Here is an 18,897-nt window from a genome sequence, read left to right on the forward strand (position 1 = left end):
GCAATTTTCAGGATTTTAACAATGACAAAAAAAACAAAAGAGTTTGATCACTGGATAAGAAATGAGTTTGTTATGCTCAATGATACGTTAGAGGGTATGTACCGTGAGCAAGCAGATCCGGCGAATGTGGTTGGTGTGGGTGAAGAGGTAAAGCAGCAATTACTGTTAGAAGGGCAGAAATATATTGAAGCGCTGCTCAAAGAGGGGAACACCGATGAAGGATTTGATAACGCATTTGATCTACTGGGTAATGTTGGTTTGTATATGGCTGCATGTCGTAGGCATGAGCTGACAGAGCCAAGTATAGAGCGACACTCTCCATTAAAAGAGGCATCTGCACTTGCTATGCATATTGGTTCATCTATTGGTGTGACGCCAAGATTTTCAACAGCCCATTTAACAACGCATAATACTTCTATTAATGGGACATACAAGCGCTTTACCAGCGATCCGGCTGAAAAGCTTTTTATCGATTATAATACACGCGGCATTTTGGCGTATAAACGTGCTGCAGAGGCGCTGTTAAAAGTGCTGCCGCTGGGTATTTCACACCCCATGACGCCGGTTTTACTGGAGGAGGTAAAACGTGCGCTGGTGGACGTGATTAATTCGAATCAGGCCTTATTTAAGCAGTTAGATACAGCCTCATTTTTTTATGTCGTCAGGCCATATTACAAGCCATATCGTGTTGGGAAAGAGGTCTATCGTGGTGCGAATGCCGGTGATTTTGCAGGGATTAATGTGATTGATATGATGCTGGGCTTGTGTCAAGCCAATGATGTTGATTACGCCCAAATCTTAGTCGAAAAGTTACTGTATATGATGCCCGAAGATCAGGCGACGTTAAAAGAGTGCATGCGCTTACCAAATTTACTTGATGCATTTTTAGCTGCGCAAACACATCGTCATGAAAGCTGGTATCAAGAGGCGCTCAAAGTCTTTCTGCAAGCGTGTAAATTACATGGTGATACGGCAATACAGCATCATAATCAACTAGTAGAAAAGTACATTTGCGGACCAGCTAAAAACCTAGCCAATCAACATCTAGATAAAGTGACTGCCAGCGGCCCACCTTTACAGGTGTTACTGAGTCAGCTCGAAACCCTGCGAGATAAAAGAGCGGCTGCAAAACGCGCTGATCTGGATACTCGTTATGATGACTTAAAGGTATTGCGACAGTCTTTGATTAAATCTGAGGTTCACCATGCAAGCGAATGATTTTTTTATGCCAGAGGGCACTTATTTATTGAGCCACTCGGTGGGGCGTATGTTAAAGACAGCGCCAGCGTATTTTACAGAGCAATTTTTTGAACCATGGCAGCAACAAAATCGTGAACCTTGGGCGCAATGGTTAGCAGGTGTGATGCAGTTTAATCAGGCATTGGCAAAGTTATTAAATGGCCATGCAGATAACTTTTGTCCTCAAGCAAATTTGTCCAGTGGCTTGACAAAGTGGCTCATGAGTCAATCATCGCTGCAAAATAGGCGGGTGCGTGTTTTGCTTAGTGAAGATGATTTTCCGAGCATGGGGTTTGTATTACAACAGGCACTTGATGATGTTGAATTGTGTTTTATACCTGCCGGTGAAGATATGAGCGCGCTATCTACTTGGCAGGCACATTTAAACCAGCATTATGATTTGGTGTTTGTCAGTCATGTGTATTCGAATACCGGTCAGCAAGCACCTGTGCTAGACATTATCCCTTTGGCTAAACAGCTTGGCTGTAAAGTGATTGTAGATATTGCGCAATCCGCCGGTATCTTGGATGTGGATTTGTCTTTATGGCAAGCTGATTGTGTTCTTGGGTCGTGTGTAAAATGGTTATGTGGTGGCCCTGGTGCCGGGTTTCTCTGGGTGTCTAACGAATCTTTAGCCATGTGCGCGCCGAAAGATGTCGGTTGGTTTTCTCACCAAAATCCATTTGAGTTTGATATTCATCATTTTGCTGCACATGACACTGCGCTGCGTTTTTGGGGTGGAACACCTTCAGTCGCTCCTTATATTATGGCCGCTAATAGTATTGATGCTTTGAATGAGTTTGGCATTGAGCGAATACGAGCACACAATTTGCAATTATTAGCGCGGATCTGGCAGGCGTTACCACAGCTGTGTACTTCGCCAAAAAATGCAGAGCAATGTTCAGGAACCCTGATTATGAATACAGGCAGTAAGCTCGAGACTTGTTTGCATGCTTTAACTGAGCAGAATATTGCTGTTGATGCGCGGCGTTATGGGCTGCGTATTTCACCGCATATATATAATAATGCTGCGGAAGTTGAGCAATTCGTTGAGGTGATAAACTCACTGACATAGATCAAAATTATTTAAAACCCAGAGCTTTTTTGGTCTTTGCTTTCACTGATCGCCAGTGTGTGACTGGTACTTTGGGTGCCAGTTGATCAAGGAGATCAAAATTGATGCCACTGAATGGGAGCTCACCTTGATGCGCCAAAATAATGTGAGTTGGTTTGAGCTCCCTGATCCTCTGTAAGGAACTACGATACCTGTTTGGATAAAAAACCGGGTACGGGGGAATGAGCTGGCCTTTGACTTTAACCAAGAGATCAGCAACGTATAGGCGTTGTGTGTCATGATGATAAAGGGAAAGATCCCTGTCTGTATGACCTGGCGTATGCAACACTTGCCACTGAGGGAATTCAGGTAGATAGTCGTTATCGGATAGGTAGTAATCAGCATTCAGCTTTCGGTTATACCATAAGTTTTTGCGCGCTTTGTTTTTACGTCCCGCAACCCACAGTGCGAGAAAAATATCAGACCAATGCATTAATATCCCATCAATCCCACTGTACCAATGGCCATCGACTTTCGCTGTGGCAATTTTTGCGCTCGTTCGCTTTTTGAGCAAATGGGCTCCGCCAGCATGATCCGGGTGCATATGCGTGACGACGATCAGTTTAAGATCGCCCAATGATCTTAACAGCACATTACTGATGAAGTCACAGACAAGATCAACATCTGCACGTGTGCAGCCGTCAAGTAAGAGTAATTTGTCAGGATATTCAACTAAGTAAATTTGCTGAATATAACCTTCGATAAAGTGGATCTGCATGTGGGTTATCAAGTTTGCGACTGGTATTTATATTCATAACACATCTGACCAGTTTGTGAAGCGCAAATATCAATGAATGGAAAAGGGGCCGAAAATAGGGGAGTAAATTTCAGACATAAAAAAACCGTCCATTGGACGGTTCTTTTACAAGATAATGGCGGAGGGGGAGGGATTCGAACCCTCGATAGGGCTACAAACCCTATACTCCCTTAGCAGGGGAGCGCCTTCAGCCACTCGGCCACCTCTCCGGCGCAAAACTTTAAATATGGCGGAGAGATAGGGATTTGAACCCTAGATACGCTATTAACGTATGCCGGTTTTCAAGACCGGTGCTTTCAACCACTCAGCCATCTCTCCATGGGCAACGATAATACTTATGGAATGAGTCGCTGTAAATAGTTTTTTAATCGTTTGCTGAAAAAATAGACAAAAAAGCGAAGTTATTGAATTGTTTGCCTGAAATTTATACTTTCTGGTAGGCTGTGTCTAAAATATAGACGCACATTCTACCTAGATGACCGATATAGTTTGGTCATCAAGGTAGTGGAGTTGCTATTTACTTATGTATGACCACATGACTGAGGCTCAGTGTGCGTCCGATTTTGCTAAACCAAGCCATCCATTTGATCTGAGGCTTAGTTGCAATTGGACTTATTGATTCTTCAGTGGTCTGAGTATGGCCGCACGCAGCAGCTGAGTTAAGCATAGTTTTACTCCAAGTTGTTGACGGATTAATAATTTACTTGGCCATTTTGCATGCGATTTGGTTGAATTTAAAACGATAAAAATTGCTTCCGAAGCATTAAAAAAACTAATGAATAAATTATCCTTGAAGGTTCAATATTGAGCTAGTGAATATTTATTCAATGGTTTTTTGTGGTTTATTTGGTTGTTGGGGTTTCTTTTTTGATCGTTTGAATAGTTATTCAGATAAAAAATATTGGGGTTTTTGTATTGTTGGTTGTTTATGGGCCGCATCGCGGAAAAAAAATGTTGGCGCACAGGGCATGGCTGAAAAAAATGGCTATGCAGCGACAATTAAATCTGCAATGGTACGCAACGTGTGGCTGTTTTGATGAGGATGTAGCGCAGGTCAAGCTGTTGTTGAGGGATCATCAGCAAGTTACTGTATTAGGCGGGGATGGCACATTAAATATGGTGGTGAATGCGTTATTTGAAGGGGAGCAAGTATCTCAGTCTGCATCAGACAAGCGAATGGCGATATTACCGTGTGGTACAGGCAATGACTTTGCAAGGTCATTTGGGTACTCATTAGCACAGTGGCGTAGTGCAGTATTTTCTGAGTGCAGTCGTCAAGTTGATGTAGGCAGCGTGGATCAGCGCTACTTTATTAACATGGCGGGAATTGGGTTTAATGCTGAAGTTGTTGAATCTATGGCTGGCGAAAAGCGTTTTGGAGCAATGAGCTATACCTTTTTTGGCATAGCAAAATTACTGACCTACAGCGGTATGGATGTGAACATTGATGGTGTTAAGCAATCAGTCATGATGTGCCTTTTTGCCAATGGACGCCATTTTGCGGCTGGATTGACACCAACCCCGAGCGCGACACTAGACAGTGGGGCATTGCAAATGTTGACGATGCCTGCGTGCTCATTGCCGAAGCGATTACTGAGCTTTGCGCTGATGTTGGTAGGTCTGCACACTAGACTGCCTTGGGTGAAAGTCAGCAGTGGGCAATGTTTTGAAATAAGCTCACAGGGGGCGAAAATTGAAGCAGATGGTGAATTAATTGCAGTAACGCCAGCGAGGGTAACCACGTATGCGGCGTTACTGAAACTTAATGTGCCTAATTCGTTTGATATTGCTTAGCGGTCGAAAATGGTGTGTATTTAACAAGTAATTTCTTAGGCAACAGTACCAATAAGTTACCTGCGCAGATCAAGCCAAAACCGATAAATGTATTCACCTGCCAGGTAAACCCTTCAAACAAGGTACTGAGCACCACCGCAACGATCGGGAATAACACTATGATGTAACTGGCGCGTTCTGGTCCTATGTTTTTTAGCAATGAAAAGTAACAAGCAAAAGCGATGACTGTACCAAAAACAGCAAGGTAAAAAAGAGACACCCAATAACTAGTATCCGCATCAATTGCAAAAGACAGTGGACTGATTGCAGTATACGCGCCAAGCAATAGACTACTGTATAGCATGCCCCACGCATTACCTTCTAGTACACCGATTTCACGATTGGAGTTACGGATACTGACCATGTTGCCGAGTGATGCGGCAAACGTACCGAGTAAGGCCAATGCCAGCCCTGCTAATGTGGCTGTTGATAAATCGGTGCCGCCAAGCTCATGCCAAAATAAGCTCACAATCCCTAAAATGCCAAGGCCTGCGCCGATGTAACTCTTAAAGGCGATTGGCTTAGCAAAAAAGATGCGCGTGTTGATCATGTTTAAGATCAGCATAAACGAGAAGGCGATGGAGGCCATCGCGGAAGATAAAGTGCCCTGCGCCCAATATAAAAATAAGTAGTTCAAGCCAAAATTACCTATGGCTAAGAGTATAAAAAAGCCGTGGTCGATAATATTGAAGCGCATTGGTAATTTTCGCCAAAGGACAAAGCCCCACATGCACATGGCAGAGATAGCAAAGCGGTAAAATAGAGAGACGACTTCGTTGACCTGACCCAGTTGAAATTCAATGGCCAGCCAAGTAGAGCCCCAAATAAGAACAGTCATGATGTATAACAGCCAATTTCTCATTGCTGGTCCTTGTGTGAGTTGATTATTGCAGCAGGTAGCAGTTTACTCGGATAATCTGTGTATAATAGATACAGAAAAATACAATTTTTACCTATACAGATTTGACGGCAGGGCGGCTATGCAAAACGGTCAGTTTCTTTATCAGCATGTGATTGAAGTCATTAATGACATGGTTTCTCAGCAAATACTTAAACCGGGTGATAAGTTGCCTTCATTGCGAAAATTAGCGCGGCAATTGTCTGTGAGTATCCCGACAGTGAAGCAAGCTTATTACTATCTTGAGGGACAAGGTCGAATATATTCGCGTGAAAAATCAGGGTATTTTTTATCTGAAGATGAGCACATGACGCTACCTCGCCGGTGTAAGCTTGCGATGGTGCCAACAGAAGTGAACAAACAATCTTTAATCGAACAGGTGTATGAGGGGATCCACGGACAACATGAGGCTAAGTTCGGCATTGCTAACCCTGTGACGGCGATGAGTGATGAAGCGGTATTGGCAAAAATGATGCGCAGCGCACTGAAACAAGCGGGCGATCAAATGCTTCAATATGGCGCGATGGATGGATTGTTAAAACTGAAGCAGCAAATTGCACAGCGGTATTTACGTATGGGTTTATCAGCTTCTGTTGACGATATTGTTATTACCAATGGCGCCCAAGAAGCGTTAGCGATAGCACTGCAATGTGTCACGCAACCTGGTGATGTAGTTGCGATTGAATCGCCGGGCTATTTTGGCATCATCGAGCTTATCGAAAACTTAGGGCTACGTGCATTAGAAATCCCTGTTTGTCCAGATGATGGATTATGGCTTGAAGATTTGGCGCAGGCGCTTACTCAACACGATGTTAAAGCATGTATTTGCTCGACCAGTATTAATAATCCAGTGGGCAGCGTCATGCCTGAGCATCGTCGCCAAAGTTTACTTACAATGTTAGTAGAGAATAATGTTACCTTGATTGAGGATGATGTTTATGGTGATTTACATTTCTCTCAATACCGTGCCAAGCCTATTCAGTATTACGCCCAGTCTGGACAAGTTATCACGTGTGACTCATTTTCAAAAACAGCCGCGCCGAGTTATCGCGTTGGGTGGATGTTAGCTCCAGGATATGCACAAAGGGCAAGGCGTTTTAAACGTGCATTAAGCTGCTCTTCTTCATTGATGAATCAATGGGTTTTGGCAGATTACTTAGGATCAGGCGCATACGATAGACACCTCAAAAAGTTGCGCTTGAGATTACAAGAAAACAAACAAAAAATGCTGTGTTGTATCCGTCGTTATTTTCCAGAAAATACCAGAATTAGTGATCCTAAGGGCGGTTGCGTTGTCTGGGTTGAGCTAGATAAAAGTATGGACGGTGGTGTGTTATTCAACTTAGCGATAGCGCAGGGGATCAGCCTAACCCCGGGGCAGTTATTTAGTGCATCAGAACGATTTCAAAACTGTATTCGATTAAGTTTTGGCTTACCTTGGCAGACTAAACATGAATCGAGTTTAAAGCAATTGGGAGAGATGGTCTCAGCCGCATTAAGTCAGCCAAAATAAAGGCTCACTTAATGCTTTGCTCTGAGGTCTATTGTACCGAATATCGCATTAGTGCGTACCCAGAAAGGGTAGGTATGGATTGGGATAACCTTGCCTCTTGTATCGCAATTTTTTCAAATTGATGACAAAGTGACTCTGCGCGTGACTCTAGCTGCTCCGCTTGCACGGTAACACGTTGCTCAATGCTCTCACCTAATTTTTCCATTCGTTGCTCAAAGGTATTGAAATCACCGTTGGCTTGTTGCATTTCAGAGCCAATGGACACAAGTAAAGTACCAATTGATTCAAACATAGCACTTTTCACCGCACTTTCGACGCGAGACTCAAACTCATGCTCAAACTTTTCCCCAAAGTTTGACATTACTTCTTCACCCATCACAAAGCTTCCTTCTTGATAGAAGGTATTATGGACTTCATCGTTGAGCTCGTCTAATAGGCCTGATAAGTCATCTAAACTGTTTAGGTTAAAAGCCGTTGCAACTTCGTCAAGTGCGACACTGGCGATGCCGACAGCTTCTGTGGCTACATCAGCGACTTTTGGCAGCTCTGCGCGCAAAGTTTCTGCATATAGCGCAAGTGCACTTTGCTGCTCTGGTGTGACTTGGATGTCTTGGCCATTGATAGATAGCGTACCGTTTGCCGTGATCATCATTTGCTGACTGCCATTTTGCGTAATAAATACTTCTTGAGGCGTTATTTTAACATTGTTATGAAACTCAACTTGGCAGTTATCATTGGTAATCGAAAAATCATGATCATTGTGTGCATACGCGGAGGTTGAAGATAAAATTGCGAGAGAAATAATTGTGTTTTTCATGGCTTAGCTCTTATTTTGTTGATGACGATAAATATTAACCAAGGATAATGCCAATGTTTTAAATTACATGTAAATCAATGATTTGATGTTTTTTCTCGGTGGTGGAACAAGATGTTTATTTAATGTTTTAGCCAAGTTTTAGTTGTTTTCATTATTATTTAGCTTGATTGTTTTTTTTCATTGTGACGATAAAAATCATTCACTGTAAAAGTGACCTGTTTAGAGCTAAATAAGATATTAATCGGAGTGTGCATGCTTAGGTTGTGACTCCGACGTGGCAACGCGTAAGCTGATATCCGTGTTTAAATGGTTGAGCTATTTATGTAAATAGGAGCACATCATGGGTAAAACATATTCCTATGATCCACTGGATGATGACTATCAAGATGAACTGGGTGCATTGAATGAGAAAGATGTAAACCAGCAGCGGCAAAAAGTGCGCAAAAAACTAGATGACTATCTTGAGCAAAAAAGATTGCGACGGCATTTAGGAGATGATGACTTTGATTTTTATGATGAGTGATTGTGTAGTAAAAGGCGCAAACAATTGCGCCTCTCTTGTTATCGATGATGTGTAAGTGACTTAATCTTTAAACGACTTATGACAGTCTTTACAGCCTTTAGCCCAATTTCTAAAAGCACTTGCAATCACCTTTTTATCCCCAGATTCTGAAGCAGTGGCCAACTCTTGCGCATATTGTGCAAACTTAGATGCTTTTTCGTCAAATGTCTTTCTGTCGCTCCAAATTGCAGGTAATGCGCTAGTATCGCCTTTATCAGAGCCTGCAACAAATGCTTCCCATGGCATGCTCGAAAGCTGTGCGGCATTTTGGGCGCGTTGCTTGAAACGTTCGGCATCAAAAGGCACTTTACCCTTAAGCATGTCGCCCATGTCGCCGATTTGGTAGCGGATGAGCTGAAATGCCGCTTTACGATATTCAATTGCGTCTTCTTTTTCTTCAAAGAGTGTGTTGGCGTTAACTTGCATGCTTATTCCTGCAAGCAGCGCTAATAATGTTAATGACTTCTTCATGCGTTGCCCCTTAAATAAATAGTCCCTACCTTTTTAAGGGTTTCTAATATATTTAGCAAGATTATTAGGCTAATAACTAGACGCTCCAAACGATGTGAAAATAAATTGTTGCTTTTTTGGGGACTTGTTTTTTGTGTGTTTACATATTCTTTATCTTCATCTTGTTTACTTTTGTTTACATGAGGTTTTATTGTTATTTAACAATGAGTTGTGAACTTGAATAAAATTAAAGTTTAAAAAATGTAACTTAATTGAGTTTTCATTATTGCAATTAACCATGTAGTCACATTATATTGATGAGTGATTCTACTCTCTTAATTATAAATAAACACCAAATTAAACAAAAAGTCCTAGGGGAAACTATGGCCAAGTATTCATTCAAAGCGACAGCAGTAGCTATTGCTGTGTCAGGTGCATTATCTGCAGCGTCAGTTAATGCTGCAACATTAGAGAAAAACGCTCGTTCAGTTAACACTCAAGTAGCAAAGGTTGATGTTTCTAAAAAGCAAGAAAACAGAGTAAATGCTTTTCTAGTCGTGCTAAAGCAAGACACAGCTGCAGACTTAATGATACGTGGAAATTACTCAGCAAGTGACGCACGTGCAACACACGTATCAATTGACGCTGCGCAACAAGAAGTCACACAACAGTTAGTTGATGAAATCGCTGATGTAAAAATTATTGGCTCGACTAAAGTATTGGCTTCAACGCTTATCGTCGAAGCGTCAGCAGAAGCGCTTGCGAAAATTAAAAAGAATAAAAATGTAGAGCGTGTTCTACCATTACGTGATTATGAACTGCACGTTGCTGAAGCGAATGAGTATATCAAAGCTGCACCAGTGAACTTGTCTGGTTATACAGGTGAAGGTCAAAAAGTAGCTGTACTAGATACTGGTCTTGATTATACCCATAAAGTATTTGGCGGTGCGGGTACTGTAGAGGCATATGAAGCTGCGCAGTCTGATCCAAGAGCAGTAACATGGCCACAAGGCCAAGTTATCGGCGGTTATGACTTTGTTCGTAATGACCCTGATCCAATTGAGAATGATCCTAACTTCCCTGATCCGACAAGCCCTGATGATGATGCATCATCGCACGGTACGTCAGTATCTCACTCAGTAACAGGCATCGCACCAGATGTTGAATTATACGCCTATTCAGTTTGTGGTGGCGGCTGTTCGTTTGCAGCTCAGTTAGGCGCATTAGAAGCTGCGATGGATCCAAATGGTGACGGCGATATCAGCGACCGTGTTGACGTTATTAACATGTCACTGGGCGGTGAGTTCGGTTCAACTGTGACCTCTGAAATGGACGGCACACAATACCTTATTCATAAGTTTGTTAAATTAGGCACAAACGTTGTTATCTCGGCAGGTAACGATGGTAATAACCCATTCCGTATTGGTGGTCCAAGTACGACGCCAAATGCACTATCTGTTGGTGCAATGGGCCACCCAACTATTAATGACCTGTTTGCTGTTGGTACAGTTGCTGGTAATCGTGTTGAAGTAGGTACTGCCGGCTTTGGTTTCCAAGGTGAGTTTGCGTTTTCTAACGAGGATGTTGAACTTGTATATCCGGAAGCAGCGCCAGAAGGTTGTTTAGTTGAAGATCAAAACAATCCTGGCGAAACTTTAAATCCTTTCGCGGGAATGGACTTTACTGGCAAAGCTGTACTGATTGACCGTGGTTCATGTGCATTCACAGAGAAAGCACTTAATGCGCAAGAGCAGGGTGCAGCTTACGTTATAATCGCAAATAATGGCCCTGGTGAAGCGCCTGGTCTAGGTGGTTCGAACCCAGCGGTAACAATTCCTACTATTTCTGTACAGCAAGCGGTAGGTACGCAAATCAAAGATATTCTTGCTGCAGATCAGCAGCCAGAGTTTAACTTTAGTATTGAGTCACATCTTGCGATTGATACCGTTGCTGATTTCTCATCACGTGGCCCATCAATGGATGGTTTACTTAAGCCAGAAATTACAGCACCAGGTGTAAATATTCAGGTTGCTGCAACAGGTACGCAAGATCAATTAGCTGGCGCGACAGGCACCTCTTTCTCAGGTCCGATTACAGCGGGTGCCGTTGCACTTGTGCGTGAAGCAAGGCCTGAATTGACTGCTGAAGAAATCAAAGCAGTTCTAATGAACACTGCAAACCTTAATGTGATCATGGAGCCTACAACAGTCTCAGCTGAGTCAGTGTTAGCGCCTATCAGCTTAATCGGTGCGGGTCTGGTTGATGTAGAGAAAGCAGTTGCTTCAGAAGCGGTTGCTTGGGTTGCGCAAGAAGAATTTGATACAAATCAAGGTGCGTTGTCATTCGGTTTTGATGTACTTGATGAGACAACGTCATATACTAAGACTGTGACACTTAAAAACTTCTCTGCTGAAGCTAAAACATATAACTTACGTAAAGAAGCGCGTTACGCAAATGATGATGATGATGATAAAACAGCACTAAGCTGGGATTATCCTGCTGAGGTAACTGTACCGGCTGGTCAAACTATCGAATTTGACGTCACAATGACTATCGATCCAAGTAAATTGCATGGTTGGAATTTACCTAATCCACAAAGCTATGAAGACCAAAAAGCAAGACCGACTGCGTTAACATTGTCAGAGTACGATGGTGCACTTATTTTTGACGACACGTCGACAGATGGCGATCATGATATTCACCTAGTTTATCATGTGCTACCGAGAGCTGCTGAAGCTGTTGAATTTAGTTACGATGATTCAAATCGCTTAATGGTTACAAATACTGGTTTTAGTGACCTGAACGTAACTACAGATCAAATTGTCGCAACTGGCACTGATAACGATGACGACAAGCCATTTGCAATTGAAAGTGTTTCATTCAACGTGTATGGCAGCGATGGGTGTGCTGCAGATCCATGGACTTCAGGTGTATGGTTTACAGCGTCAATCCAGTTGCAAGATGACCTATTAATGCATCGTCAAGCGGGCTACCGTATGACATTAGACATTAATGAAGATGGTATAGATGATTTCTTCTTGCAAAACTACAATGATGTGGGTCGAAGTGCAGACGTGATTGGTCGTGGTCGTACTTTAAGTGGTCCGATTGTTGATGGTGCAGATCAATGGCGATATGCAACTGCGATGTATCATCAGTCTGGCTCAGATACAATAACGTTTAGTGGTTGTGCTGATATCATCGGTTTAGATATGAGTAACTTAGGCAACAATATTCGTATCGAAACTTCAGTTGGTTATGACAATTATCAAACGGGTATTTCAACAGTGACAGATACGCTGACGGGTATGGTTGCATTTGGCACGTCTAGCGCGCAACTTGTTGATGCTGAAGGCAACCCTGTTATGACGTTAGCAGAGGGTGAAACGGCTTACGTAAGCGCCGACGCTCCATTTGTACTATCACACGACTTTAGAATTATTTCAGCAGTTACAGCGCAAGACTTAGCTGGTCCAACAGAACCAGAAGCAACAACGCCTGAAATCGTTGAAGCATCATTTGATGTTGCTGAAAACACTGAAACAGGCACTGTGTTCGGACAAATTGAACTTGTAGAGCAGGATGGAACTGTTGATATTTCTGAGTTCCTAGTGCGTTCGAGTAACCACGCAGGTGTGACTGTGTCTAAAGCCGGTGAATTAGTTGTTGCAGATGGCGACTTACTTGATTATGAAGCGGGTTACATGGCGACACTGGTAGTCGTAGCAATTGACGTTAAAGGTAACATTTCAGATGAAGCTGAAATCGCTGTTAATATCACAAACGAAATTGATACTGACGAAGAGAAAGCGCCGTATATCGCTGAAGGCCAAGAATTCGACGTTCAAGAGAATGCGGAAGAGGGTACTGTGATTGGTCAGCTTGAGTTTATGGACCAAGATGACAATGTTGTTGAGTTCAAAGTTGAAGGCACTGACGCTATCGAAATCGATGCTGATGGCAAAATCACGGTAGTAGGTGAGGTAGACTTTGACGCAGGCGAAACAATTGAAGCTACCGTGGTTGCTGTGGATGCTGACGATTTAGAATCTGAAGCTATGACTGTGGTATTCAATGTTGAAGAAGATGAATACGAAGGCAAGCCGATGATCGAAGAAGGTCAGAGCTTTAACATCGAAGAAAACAGCCCAATTGGTACAGTGATCGGTCAGCTAACTTTCTCTGATTTCGACAATGATGTTGTTGAGTTCATGGTATCTGGTAGTGCACTAGTTTCTGTGAATGAGCAAGGCCAAGTACTTGTTGCTGGTAACCTTGACTTTGAGTTTGACCGCCATTTCAGCTTTGACGTGAAAGCGAAAGATGCACAAGGCAAGCATTCAGATACGGTTCGTGTTGAAATTCGCTTGATTGATGTTGACGAAGACAATGGTGACGATGATGATTCTGGTTCGTTAGCTTGGTTAACATTACTTGCTGCACCATTTGCTGCGCTGCGTCGCCGTAAGCAAAAGTAATTTGGTGTTATCAAGTTAGCTTGATAACAATAAAATAAAAAACACCGGCACTAGCCGGTGTTTTTTTATGAGTTAAAACTGAAAGAACGCGTTGTAACGAGCTCCTTTTCTTGTTTATACACTTTACCAATCATAAGTGATCAGCCAGTACTGTGGTTTAACTACTCAATGTCTTTAAAAATCATACCGCGTCGCATACTGCGTGTTGCTAACATGACTTCTGCTAATAATGCTAAAAAAGCGCCAATTAATAAGAGCATTGCAGCGATGAAGCAGCTTGAAATTGTCACGCCTAGTGCCCAAGTATATAAATGAGAAATAAATAATAAGACGACTACGGCACATACCATGAGTGCACTCAGTACACTCATACTAAACGCAACATGGATACATCGAGAGCGCTTTAATAAAGCGCGCATTTCTTGTGTGAGGGTAAAGTGCAACGCCTCTTCCACGCTGGCATTGAGCTTTCTATCCAGTAGCCTTGCCCTGTCAGTGATCCGTGCTAAACGATTTGATAAAACCCCAAGAAAAGCGGCAATACCAGTCAATAAAAAGACTGGTGCAACCGCAGTTTGGATTACTTTGGCCATAGTTAAAATGCTGACCACGTCTGAATTTAATTCCACATTACCTGCTCTATAATATTGTCCGTTTCGCCTATTAAAGTGTTAACTACACGATTCTTTTCATCAAGTAAGATTAAACGAGGTACGCCTTTATTCGCATATTGGCTGTATATAGTGCGTTTTTCATCGCTGATAAGTGGAAAGGTCACATTATATTCTTGAGCAAATTGTGTGAGAGTGTCGGTGTTCTCTTCTCGACCAATAGCTAAAATAGTCAGTGTTTTGTCCTCAATGAGCTTAGAAGCATTGAGCTGTTGAAACAGGCGCTGGGAGTCTGAGCACCATGTCGCAAAAAGTATGACTAACTTTTTTGATGGTTGATCACGCAAATTAATCGTTTGACCATGGATGTCTGTCAGTGAAAGGTGTTTAAACACTTCCCCTTGGCTTATATAGGTTTCATAATCAGGGTTTGGTGTCACTTCTGTGGTACCACATGCACTGATCGATAAACACAAAGCAGCGGCTGTGCCGATTGTGAATAGACTTTTTATCATTGTGTATTTCCTTATGTTAGGCTGGCGTTATTTACGCGTATTTTTCATCACATAGCAAGCTTTGTGGTGGTCATTTTTTGCAGGGTTGTTGTTCTTTACAGATGGTTTATTTCAGTCTTTTTTTTAGCGCCTTTATTGCAGCTACGTTGCTACCTGCGTCATCTGAATTATTGCTTTCGGGCATGGTTGTTAAGCAAACAGGCCTGCTGTGGTTATTATGGTTAAGTGCGACTTCAGGCAATGTGATTGGTAGTTGCGTGAATTATTATTTAGGCACTGAGGTGGATAGATTAAGCCATCGTCGTTGGTTTCCAGTATCACCAAGTGCGTTAGAAAAAGCGCGCGGTCATTTTCAAAAATATGGCACAGCGAGCTTATTGTTCGCGTGGTTGCCCGTTATTGGTGATCCTTTAACGCTGGTTGCTGGGGTATTTAGAATAAAGTTCGGTCTATTTTTGCTACTGGTAAGTTTAGGAAAGGGATTGCGATATGCGTTGGTGATAGCGTTAGCACTGGAGCTATTTTGAATGAAAGTGAAGCCTTAAAGCTGGCGCTACAAGGCTTCACCAATATCAGTCAATATTGCGTTTTTTTTGCCACTCTAATGTTAACGATACTGAATCTGCAAACCTCAATGCATGAGGCTTATCGACCCGTACGCGTGCAAAAGTAACATCAGGGTGAATATGGCATTGTGCCAAGATATCGGCCACGAGTTTTTCTAATAATAAGAAGTGCCCGTTCTCTACCAACTTGATGACTGATTTGGTAATGGTCTTATAATTTAACGCATGTTCTACTTCATCTAATTGCACACACTCAATATCGGCTGGGTAATGTATTTCAATATTGATGACAACATCTTGTTTCTTTTCACGTTCTTCATCGTTAAATCCGATAAAAGTGCGTAGTCTCAGGTTAGTTATATTGATAATTGCATTGTGCATCATGGCCTATCCTTGCAAGCTAGCCGTGTTTTACGAGTTGTAAAAACTCGTTACGCGTTTTTGCATCTTCTCTAAAGTTACCTAGCATGACTGAAGTGCGCATCTTCGAGTTTTGTTTCTCAACACCGCGCATCATCATACACATATGTTTTGCTTCAACAATGACTCCCACGCCTCTTGCGCCTGTTACTTCCTCGACCGCTTTAGCAATTTGGTGAGTGAGTTGCTCTTGGATCTGAAAACGACGAGCAAACATGTCTACAATTCGAGCAAATTTAGATAAGCCTAACACTTTACCACTTGGAATGTAAGCGATGTGGCAACGCCCCACAAAAGGCAGTAGGTGGTGTTCACACATTGAGTACAATTCGATATCTTGAATGAGGACCATGTCATCTGCATCAGATGAAAATACGGCATTGTTGGTAATTTCATCCAGTGTTTGTCGGTAGCCTTGAGTTAGATACTCCATTGCTTTAGCAGCGCGTTTTGGCGTATCAAGTAGGCCTTCGCGATCGACATCTTCACCTACCGCGCTAATGATCTCTTTATAACTGTTTTTTAAATCTTCATGCATAATATGACTCACAATTCATTGTCTGATGAGTTCAAGCGAATAATCAGCGTCGCTGAACTTTACTTAAGGTGTCTTCCACCATCTACGGCAAGTGTTCTACCTGTTATATAGTTGCTATTGAGCAATAGCTCAATGCTCGCAATGACTTCTTGGCATCCAGGTTCAATACCCATTAAAGACTTTTGTAGTGTTTTTGCTTTATAGGCTTCATCATCATGCTCATTAAAAATAATGAGTGATGGTGAGACAGAGTTGACTTTAATATCGGGGGCATATTTTGCTGCAAATGAACGGCTCAGGTTGTCTAAGGCGGCTTTGCTGGCAGCATAAGCTATATGTTTGGGGCTGCCTTTCTCTGCTACGTAGTCTGTGATGTGAACAATATCGCTGACCTCATTTGAAGCTTGCAGCAGAGGTGCTAAGGCCATGTTGAGCAAATAAGGTACTTTTGCGTGAATACGCATCATGTTATCAAACAAAGCATCATGATCAGGGTTTAGTTTTTCACAGTCCCAGCTTGAAGCATTGTGAATGACAGCACGTAAAGTGTTGGTATGCTCTGTTATTTTCTCTACAAGTTGTGCTATTGCATCTGGTTCATTGAAGTCGACTTGGATACATGTCACACCGTTTGCCTCTAACTCATCGACGCTTTTATGTCGTGTCCGGTAAGTCACAATTAGCGGTAGATCGGCAGAAATAAAGTGTTCTGCAAGTGCAAGCCCGATACGTTGTGCTCCACCTGTAATTAAAATTGGGGCTGCCATTATGTTTCCTTAAAAAGTGGTGTCTTGTGATTATAAGTCTGGTGAAAAAATCAGAATATGCTGTGCTTTTTGGCACCATCACTGACACATTTGCCAAATTAATACGGGACGAGTTGCCTTTGTGATCACTAACTTAGCATGGGTTTTCATTGACTGCATAGCATCTTGTTACTTTTTTGTTAAAGTAAGCGTTCTGCCATACAAAAATAAAAAAGGGTGCAAAGTGCACCCTATCTATAGACAAATTTTGTGCTTACGCTTGTTCATCATACACTGTCGGAATAGGCTGTCGTTTGTGCTGCGTGCGCAGATAAATAGCAACAAGCTTATCTTCAACTTCTTGTGTCACGGGCTGGCCTTCTAAGAAGTCATCAATGTTGTCATAGCTCAATCCGAGTGCATCTTCATCAGCTAGGCCTGGTCTGTCACATTCTAAATCAGCAGTAGGTACTTTATCGACTAGTTGCGCAGGTGCACCCAATTGTGCGGCAAGTGCACGAACTTGGCGTTTTGACAAACCAAATAACGGTGCCAAATCACAGGCTCCATCACCAAATTTAGTATAAAACCCGGTGATATTTTCTGCGCTGTGGTCCGTGCCAACCACGAGTCCGGCGCTTAAACCTGCAATCTCATATTGTGCAACCATACGTTGTCTTGCTTTCACATTACCTTTGACAAAATCAATTTGGGTCTGTTGAGGGAGCGACAGATCCGTGTCTGTCATCGCTTGCATAGCCTGCTCGTGCATAGCATCTGCAGCCGGCTTGATATTGACAGTTAGTCGTTTGGTGGGCTTTATAAAATCCATCGCCAGCTGTGCTTCATCCTCGTCGGCTTGTACACCGTAAGGCAGGCGCATTGCAATGAACTGATAAGATTTATCAGGATGAGCTTGATTCAATTCATCAACTGCTAATTGACAAAGGCGGCCACAGGTTGAAGAATCAACACCACCGCTGATCCCAAGAACAAGGCTTGTGCAGTGTGCAGATAGCAAACGCTGCTTGATAAACTGAACACGACGTGTGATCTCTTCTGTCACGTTGATGCTGGGTTTAACTTTCATTTCGGCAATTATTGCGTCACGCATTGAATATCCTCAGGCCTAATTATTTTCTTCACAAATAGTGTAATTGATCCGCAAGTCTCTGGGCAATGATGTTTTTAGTTAAAGTCCAAGATGTTGCTTGATGGCGTTAAGTTCGGCTTTTAACTGATTTATTTCCTCTAACAAAGCATTGAGTTCATTTGGGTTATTGATATCAGCCTGTGTTGACGTTTGTGGCTCTGGTGTATCACCAAATAAATGTTGATAGCGACTTTCGCGTTTGCCGGGCTCACGCTCTAGTTTCAACACGAGTTCTTTTTCTTGTAGCTGAGTTAGTGCCGTTTCAACTTCACTGACATTGCTAAATTCAGCTAAGCGACCGCTGCGGGTTCGTAATTCCCCTGGGGTTTGTGGACCGCGAAGTAACAATAAGCAGACAATTGCACGCTGTTGCTCGTTTAGCTGTAAGCTACTGAATTCTGTATTACAAAAACGGTGTGTATATTTTGTCACACGTCCAGATAATGCCTCGTCACACATTACTAAGCGTTGTGTTTTAAGTTGCTCCAGGCCATCTAATACATCTGATTCCGTCAGTGAAAGTACCGGCTCTCGATTGGACTTTTGATTGCATGCATTGGTGAGGGCATTCAATGAAAGCGGGTACTGATCAGGTGTAGTTGTTTCTTTTTCTAGTAGGCAGCCAATTAAGCGCTGTTCTATGGTTGTGAGCTTCATAGTTTCCCTCTTCAAATCGTATCGTAATAT

The 18,897-nt window shown here is 42.6% G+C and carries 18 protein-coding genes and 2 tRNA genes; 7 read left to right on the plus strand and 13 right to left on the minus strand.

Annotation, left to right across the window (positions count from 1 at the left end; all coding sequences use genetic code 11):
- Positions 1 to 21 precede the first annotated feature (21 nt).
- Both L1077_RS15985 and L1077_RS15990 read left to right on the plus strand, forming a co-directional pair.
- On the plus strand, positions 22 to 1,218 hold the full coding sequence (locus L1077_RS15985) for a PrnB family protein (protein WP_237137911.1): 1,197 nt from the start codon (positions 22 to 24) through the stop codon (positions 1,216 to 1,218).
- Complete coding sequence (locus tag L1077_RS15990) at positions 1,205 to 2,314, plus strand: aminotransferase class V-fold PLP-dependent enzyme (protein ID WP_237137913.1); 1,110 nt, start codon at positions 1,205 to 1,207, stop codon at positions 2,312 to 2,314. Before L1077_RS15985 ends, L1077_RS15990 begins: the two co-directional genes overlap by 14 nt.
- Before the next feature lie 7 nt (positions 2,315 to 2,321).
- Here L1077_RS15990 and L1077_RS15995 read toward each other — a convergent pair whose 3' ends face one another.
- The 3 genes from L1077_RS15995 to L1077_RS16005 form a co-directional block, all read right to left on the minus strand.
- Positions 2,322 to 3,071 carry an MBL fold metallo-hydrolase gene (locus tag L1077_RS15995; RefSeq protein WP_237137915.1) on the minus strand — a complete coding sequence of 250 codons (750 nt, stop codon included), beginning with the start codon at positions 3,069 to 3,071 and terminating at the stop codon, positions 2,322 to 2,324.
- Between the two features lie 155 nt (positions 3,072 to 3,226).
- Positions 3,227 to 3,319, minus strand: a tRNA-Ser gene (locus tag L1077_RS16000).
- An 18-nt stretch (positions 3,320 to 3,337) separates the two neighbouring features.
- Positions 3,338 to 3,428: transfer RNA gene (locus L1077_RS16005), tRNA-Ser, on the minus strand.
- Between the two features lie 600 nt (positions 3,429 to 4,028).
- On the opposite strand from L1077_RS16005, the gene L1077_RS16010 reads away from it, so the two are divergent.
- The gene (locus L1077_RS16010) at positions 4,029 to 4,904 is read left to right on the plus strand and encodes a diacylglycerol/lipid kinase family protein (protein WP_275424227.1); all 876 of its coding nucleotides are present in this window, start codon (positions 4,029 to 4,031) and stop codon (positions 4,902 to 4,904) included.
- Here L1077_RS16010 and L1077_RS16015 read toward each other — a convergent pair.
- Positions 4,882 to 5,805 (minus strand): DMT family transporter, encoded by a 924-nt coding sequence (locus L1077_RS16015; RefSeq protein ID WP_237137919.1) that lies wholly within the window; start codon positions 5,803 to 5,805, stop codon positions 4,882 to 4,884. The two genes, L1077_RS16010 and L1077_RS16015, sit on opposite strands and share 23 nt — an antisense overlap.
- A gap of 118 nt (positions 5,806 to 5,923) precedes the next feature.
- Here L1077_RS16015 and L1077_RS16020 point away from each other — a divergent pair, with 118 nt between their 5' ends.
- The gene (locus tag L1077_RS16020; RefSeq protein ID WP_237137921.1) at positions 5,924 to 7,354 is read left to right on the plus strand and encodes an aminotransferase-like domain-containing protein; all 1,431 of its coding nucleotides are present in this window, start codon (positions 5,924 to 5,926) and stop codon (positions 7,352 to 7,354) included.
- Positions 7,355 to 7,382: 28 nt separating this feature from the next.
- Here L1077_RS16020 and L1077_RS16025 read toward each other — a convergent pair whose 3' ends face one another.
- Entirely contained in the window at positions 7,383 to 8,171 is a 789-nt protein-coding gene (locus L1077_RS16025; RefSeq protein ID WP_237137923.1) for a DUF2884 family protein, read from the minus strand.
- A gap of 340 nt (positions 8,172 to 8,511) precedes the next feature.
- On the opposite strand from L1077_RS16025, the gene L1077_RS16030 reads away from it, so the two are divergent.
- Positions 8,512 to 8,694, plus strand: a complete 183-nt coding sequence (locus L1077_RS16030) for a PA3496 family putative envelope integrity protein (protein WP_237137925.1) — start codon at positions 8,512 to 8,514, stop codon at positions 8,692 to 8,694.
- Positions 8,695 to 8,754: 60 nt separating this feature from the next.
- Here the strand turns inward: L1077_RS16030 and L1077_RS16035 are convergent, their stop codons facing one another.
- Entirely contained in the window at positions 8,755 to 9,204 is a 450-nt protein-coding gene (locus tag L1077_RS16035; protein WP_237137927.1) for a c-type cytochrome, read from the minus strand.
- 362 nt (positions 9,205 to 9,566) lie between these two features.
- Between L1077_RS16035 and L1077_RS16040 the strand changes: the two genes are divergently transcribed.
- On the plus strand, positions 9,567 to 13,661 hold the full coding sequence (locus L1077_RS16040; RefSeq protein ID WP_237137929.1) for a S8 family serine peptidase: 4,095 nt from the start codon (positions 9,567 to 9,569) through the stop codon (positions 13,659 to 13,661).
- 161 nt (positions 13,662 to 13,822) lie between these two features.
- Here L1077_RS16040 and L1077_RS16045 read toward each other — a convergent pair whose 3' ends face one another.
- Together L1077_RS16045 and L1077_RS16050 are read right to left on the minus strand one after the other, a co-directional pair.
- Positions 13,823 to 14,254: a DUF2721 domain-containing protein gene (locus L1077_RS16045; protein WP_237137993.1), complete on the minus strand. Its 432-nt coding sequence runs from the start codon at positions 14,252 to 14,254 to the stop codon at positions 13,823 to 13,825.
- A 26-nt stretch (positions 14,255 to 14,280) separates the two neighbouring features.
- Positions 14,281 to 14,787: a TlpA family protein disulfide reductase gene (locus tag L1077_RS16050; protein ID WP_237137930.1), complete on the minus strand. Its 507-nt coding sequence runs from the start codon at positions 14,785 to 14,787 to the stop codon at positions 14,281 to 14,283.
- Between the two features lie 101 nt (positions 14,788 to 14,888).
- Between L1077_RS16050 and L1077_RS16055 the strand changes: the two genes are divergently transcribed.
- Complete coding sequence (locus L1077_RS16055) at positions 14,889 to 15,314, plus strand: YqaA family protein (protein ID WP_237137932.1); 426 nt, start codon at positions 14,889 to 14,891, stop codon at positions 15,312 to 15,314.
- A 45-nt stretch (positions 15,315 to 15,359) separates the two neighbouring features.
- Here L1077_RS16055 and folX read toward each other — a convergent pair whose 3' ends face one another.
- The 5 genes from folX to L1077_RS16080 all read right to left on the minus strand — a co-directional run bounded on the left by folX (position 15,360) and on the right by L1077_RS16080 (position 18,867).
- Complete coding sequence (gene folX, locus L1077_RS16060; protein ID WP_237137996.1) at positions 15,360 to 15,734, minus strand: dihydroneopterin triphosphate 2'-epimerase; 375 nt, start codon at positions 15,732 to 15,734, stop codon at positions 15,360 to 15,362.
- A gap of 19 nt (positions 15,735 to 15,753) precedes the next feature.
- The gene (folE, locus tag L1077_RS16065; protein ID WP_237137933.1) at positions 15,754 to 16,311 is read right to left on the minus strand and encodes a GTP cyclohydrolase I FolE; all 558 of its coding nucleotides are present in this window, start codon (positions 16,309 to 16,311) and stop codon (positions 15,754 to 15,756) included.
- 59 nt (positions 16,312 to 16,370) lie between these two features.
- Positions 16,371 to 17,078, minus strand: a complete 708-nt coding sequence (gene folM, locus L1077_RS16070) for a dihydromonapterin reductase (protein ID WP_237137935.1) — start codon at positions 17,076 to 17,078, stop codon at positions 16,371 to 16,373.
- Between the two features lie 253 nt (positions 17,079 to 17,331).
- A complete protein-coding gene (gene nadE / locus L1077_RS16075; protein WP_237137937.1) occupies positions 17,332 to 18,171 on the minus strand; it encodes an ammonia-dependent NAD(+) synthetase in 840 nt (279 codons plus the stop codon).
- Positions 18,172 to 18,249: 78 nt separating this feature from the next.
- Positions 18,250 to 18,867, minus strand: a complete 618-nt coding sequence (locus L1077_RS16080) for a YceH family protein (protein WP_237137939.1) — start codon at positions 18,865 to 18,867, stop codon at positions 18,250 to 18,252.
- Positions 18,868 to 18,897: the final 30 nt, after the last annotated feature.

The organism is Pseudoalteromonas luteoviolacea (assembly GCF_021654285.1).
Taxonomy (GTDB): domain Bacteria; phylum Pseudomonadota; class Gammaproteobacteria; order Enterobacterales; family Alteromonadaceae; genus Pseudoalteromonas; species Pseudoalteromonas luteoviolacea_J.

Coding starts and splice junctions, on each gene's coding strand:
- L1077_RS16030 (WP_237137925.1), top strand. CDS start 8,512: ATGGGTAAAACATATTCCTATGATCCACTGGATGATGACTATCAAGAT.
- L1077_RS16015 (WP_237137919.1), bottom strand. CDS start 5,805: ATGAGAAATTGGCTGTTATACATCATGACTGTTCTTATTTGGGGCTCT.
- L1077_RS16055 (WP_237137932.1), top strand. CDS start 14,889: ATGGTTTATTTCAGTCTTTTTTTTAGCGCCTTTATTGCAGCTACGTTG.
- L1077_RS16035 (WP_237137927.1), bottom strand. CDS start 9,204: ATGAAGAAGTCATTAACATTATTAGCGCTGCTTGCAGGAATAAGCATG.
- L1077_RS16050 (WP_237137930.1), bottom strand. CDS start 14,787: ATGATAAAAAGTCTATTCACAATCGGCACAGCCGCTGCTTTGTGTTTA.
- folM (WP_237137935.1), bottom strand. CDS start 17,078: ATGGCAGCCCCAATTTTAATTACAGGTGGAGCACAACGTATCGGGCTT.
- nadE (WP_237137937.1), bottom strand. CDS start 18,171: ATGCGTGACGCAATAATTGCCGAAATGAAAGTTAAACCCAGCATCAAC.
- L1077_RS15990 (WP_237137913.1), top strand. CDS start 1,205: ATGCAAGCGAATGATTTTTTTATGCCAGAGGGCACTTATTTATTGAGC.
- L1077_RS15995 (WP_237137915.1), bottom strand. CDS start 3,071: ATGCAGATCCACTTTATCGAAGGTTATATTCAGCAAATTTACTTAGTT.
- folX (WP_237137996.1), bottom strand. CDS start 15,734: ATGCACAATGCAATTATCAATATAACTAACCTGAGACTACGCACTTTT.
- L1077_RS16080 (WP_237137939.1), bottom strand. CDS start 18,867: ATGAAGCTCACAACCATAGAACAGCGCTTAATTGGCTGCCTACTAGAA.
- L1077_RS16040 (WP_237137929.1), top strand. CDS start 9,567: ATGGCCAAGTATTCATTCAAAGCGACAGCAGTAGCTATTGCTGTGTCA.
- L1077_RS16025 (WP_237137923.1), bottom strand. CDS start 8,171: ATGAAAAACACAATTATTTCTCTCGCAATTTTATCTTCAACCTCCGCG.
- folE (WP_237137933.1), bottom strand. CDS start 16,311: ATGCATGAAGATTTAAAAAACAGTTATAAAGAGATCATTAGCGCGGTA.
- L1077_RS16020 (WP_237137921.1), top strand. CDS start 5,924: ATGCAAAACGGTCAGTTTCTTTATCAGCATGTGATTGAAGTCATTAAT.
- L1077_RS16045 (WP_237137993.1), bottom strand. CDS start 14,254: ATGGCCAAAGTAATCCAAACTGCGGTTGCACCAGTCTTTTTATTGACT.
- L1077_RS15985 (WP_237137911.1), top strand. CDS start 22: ATGACAAAAAAAACAAAAGAGTTTGATCACTGGATAAGAAATGAGTTT.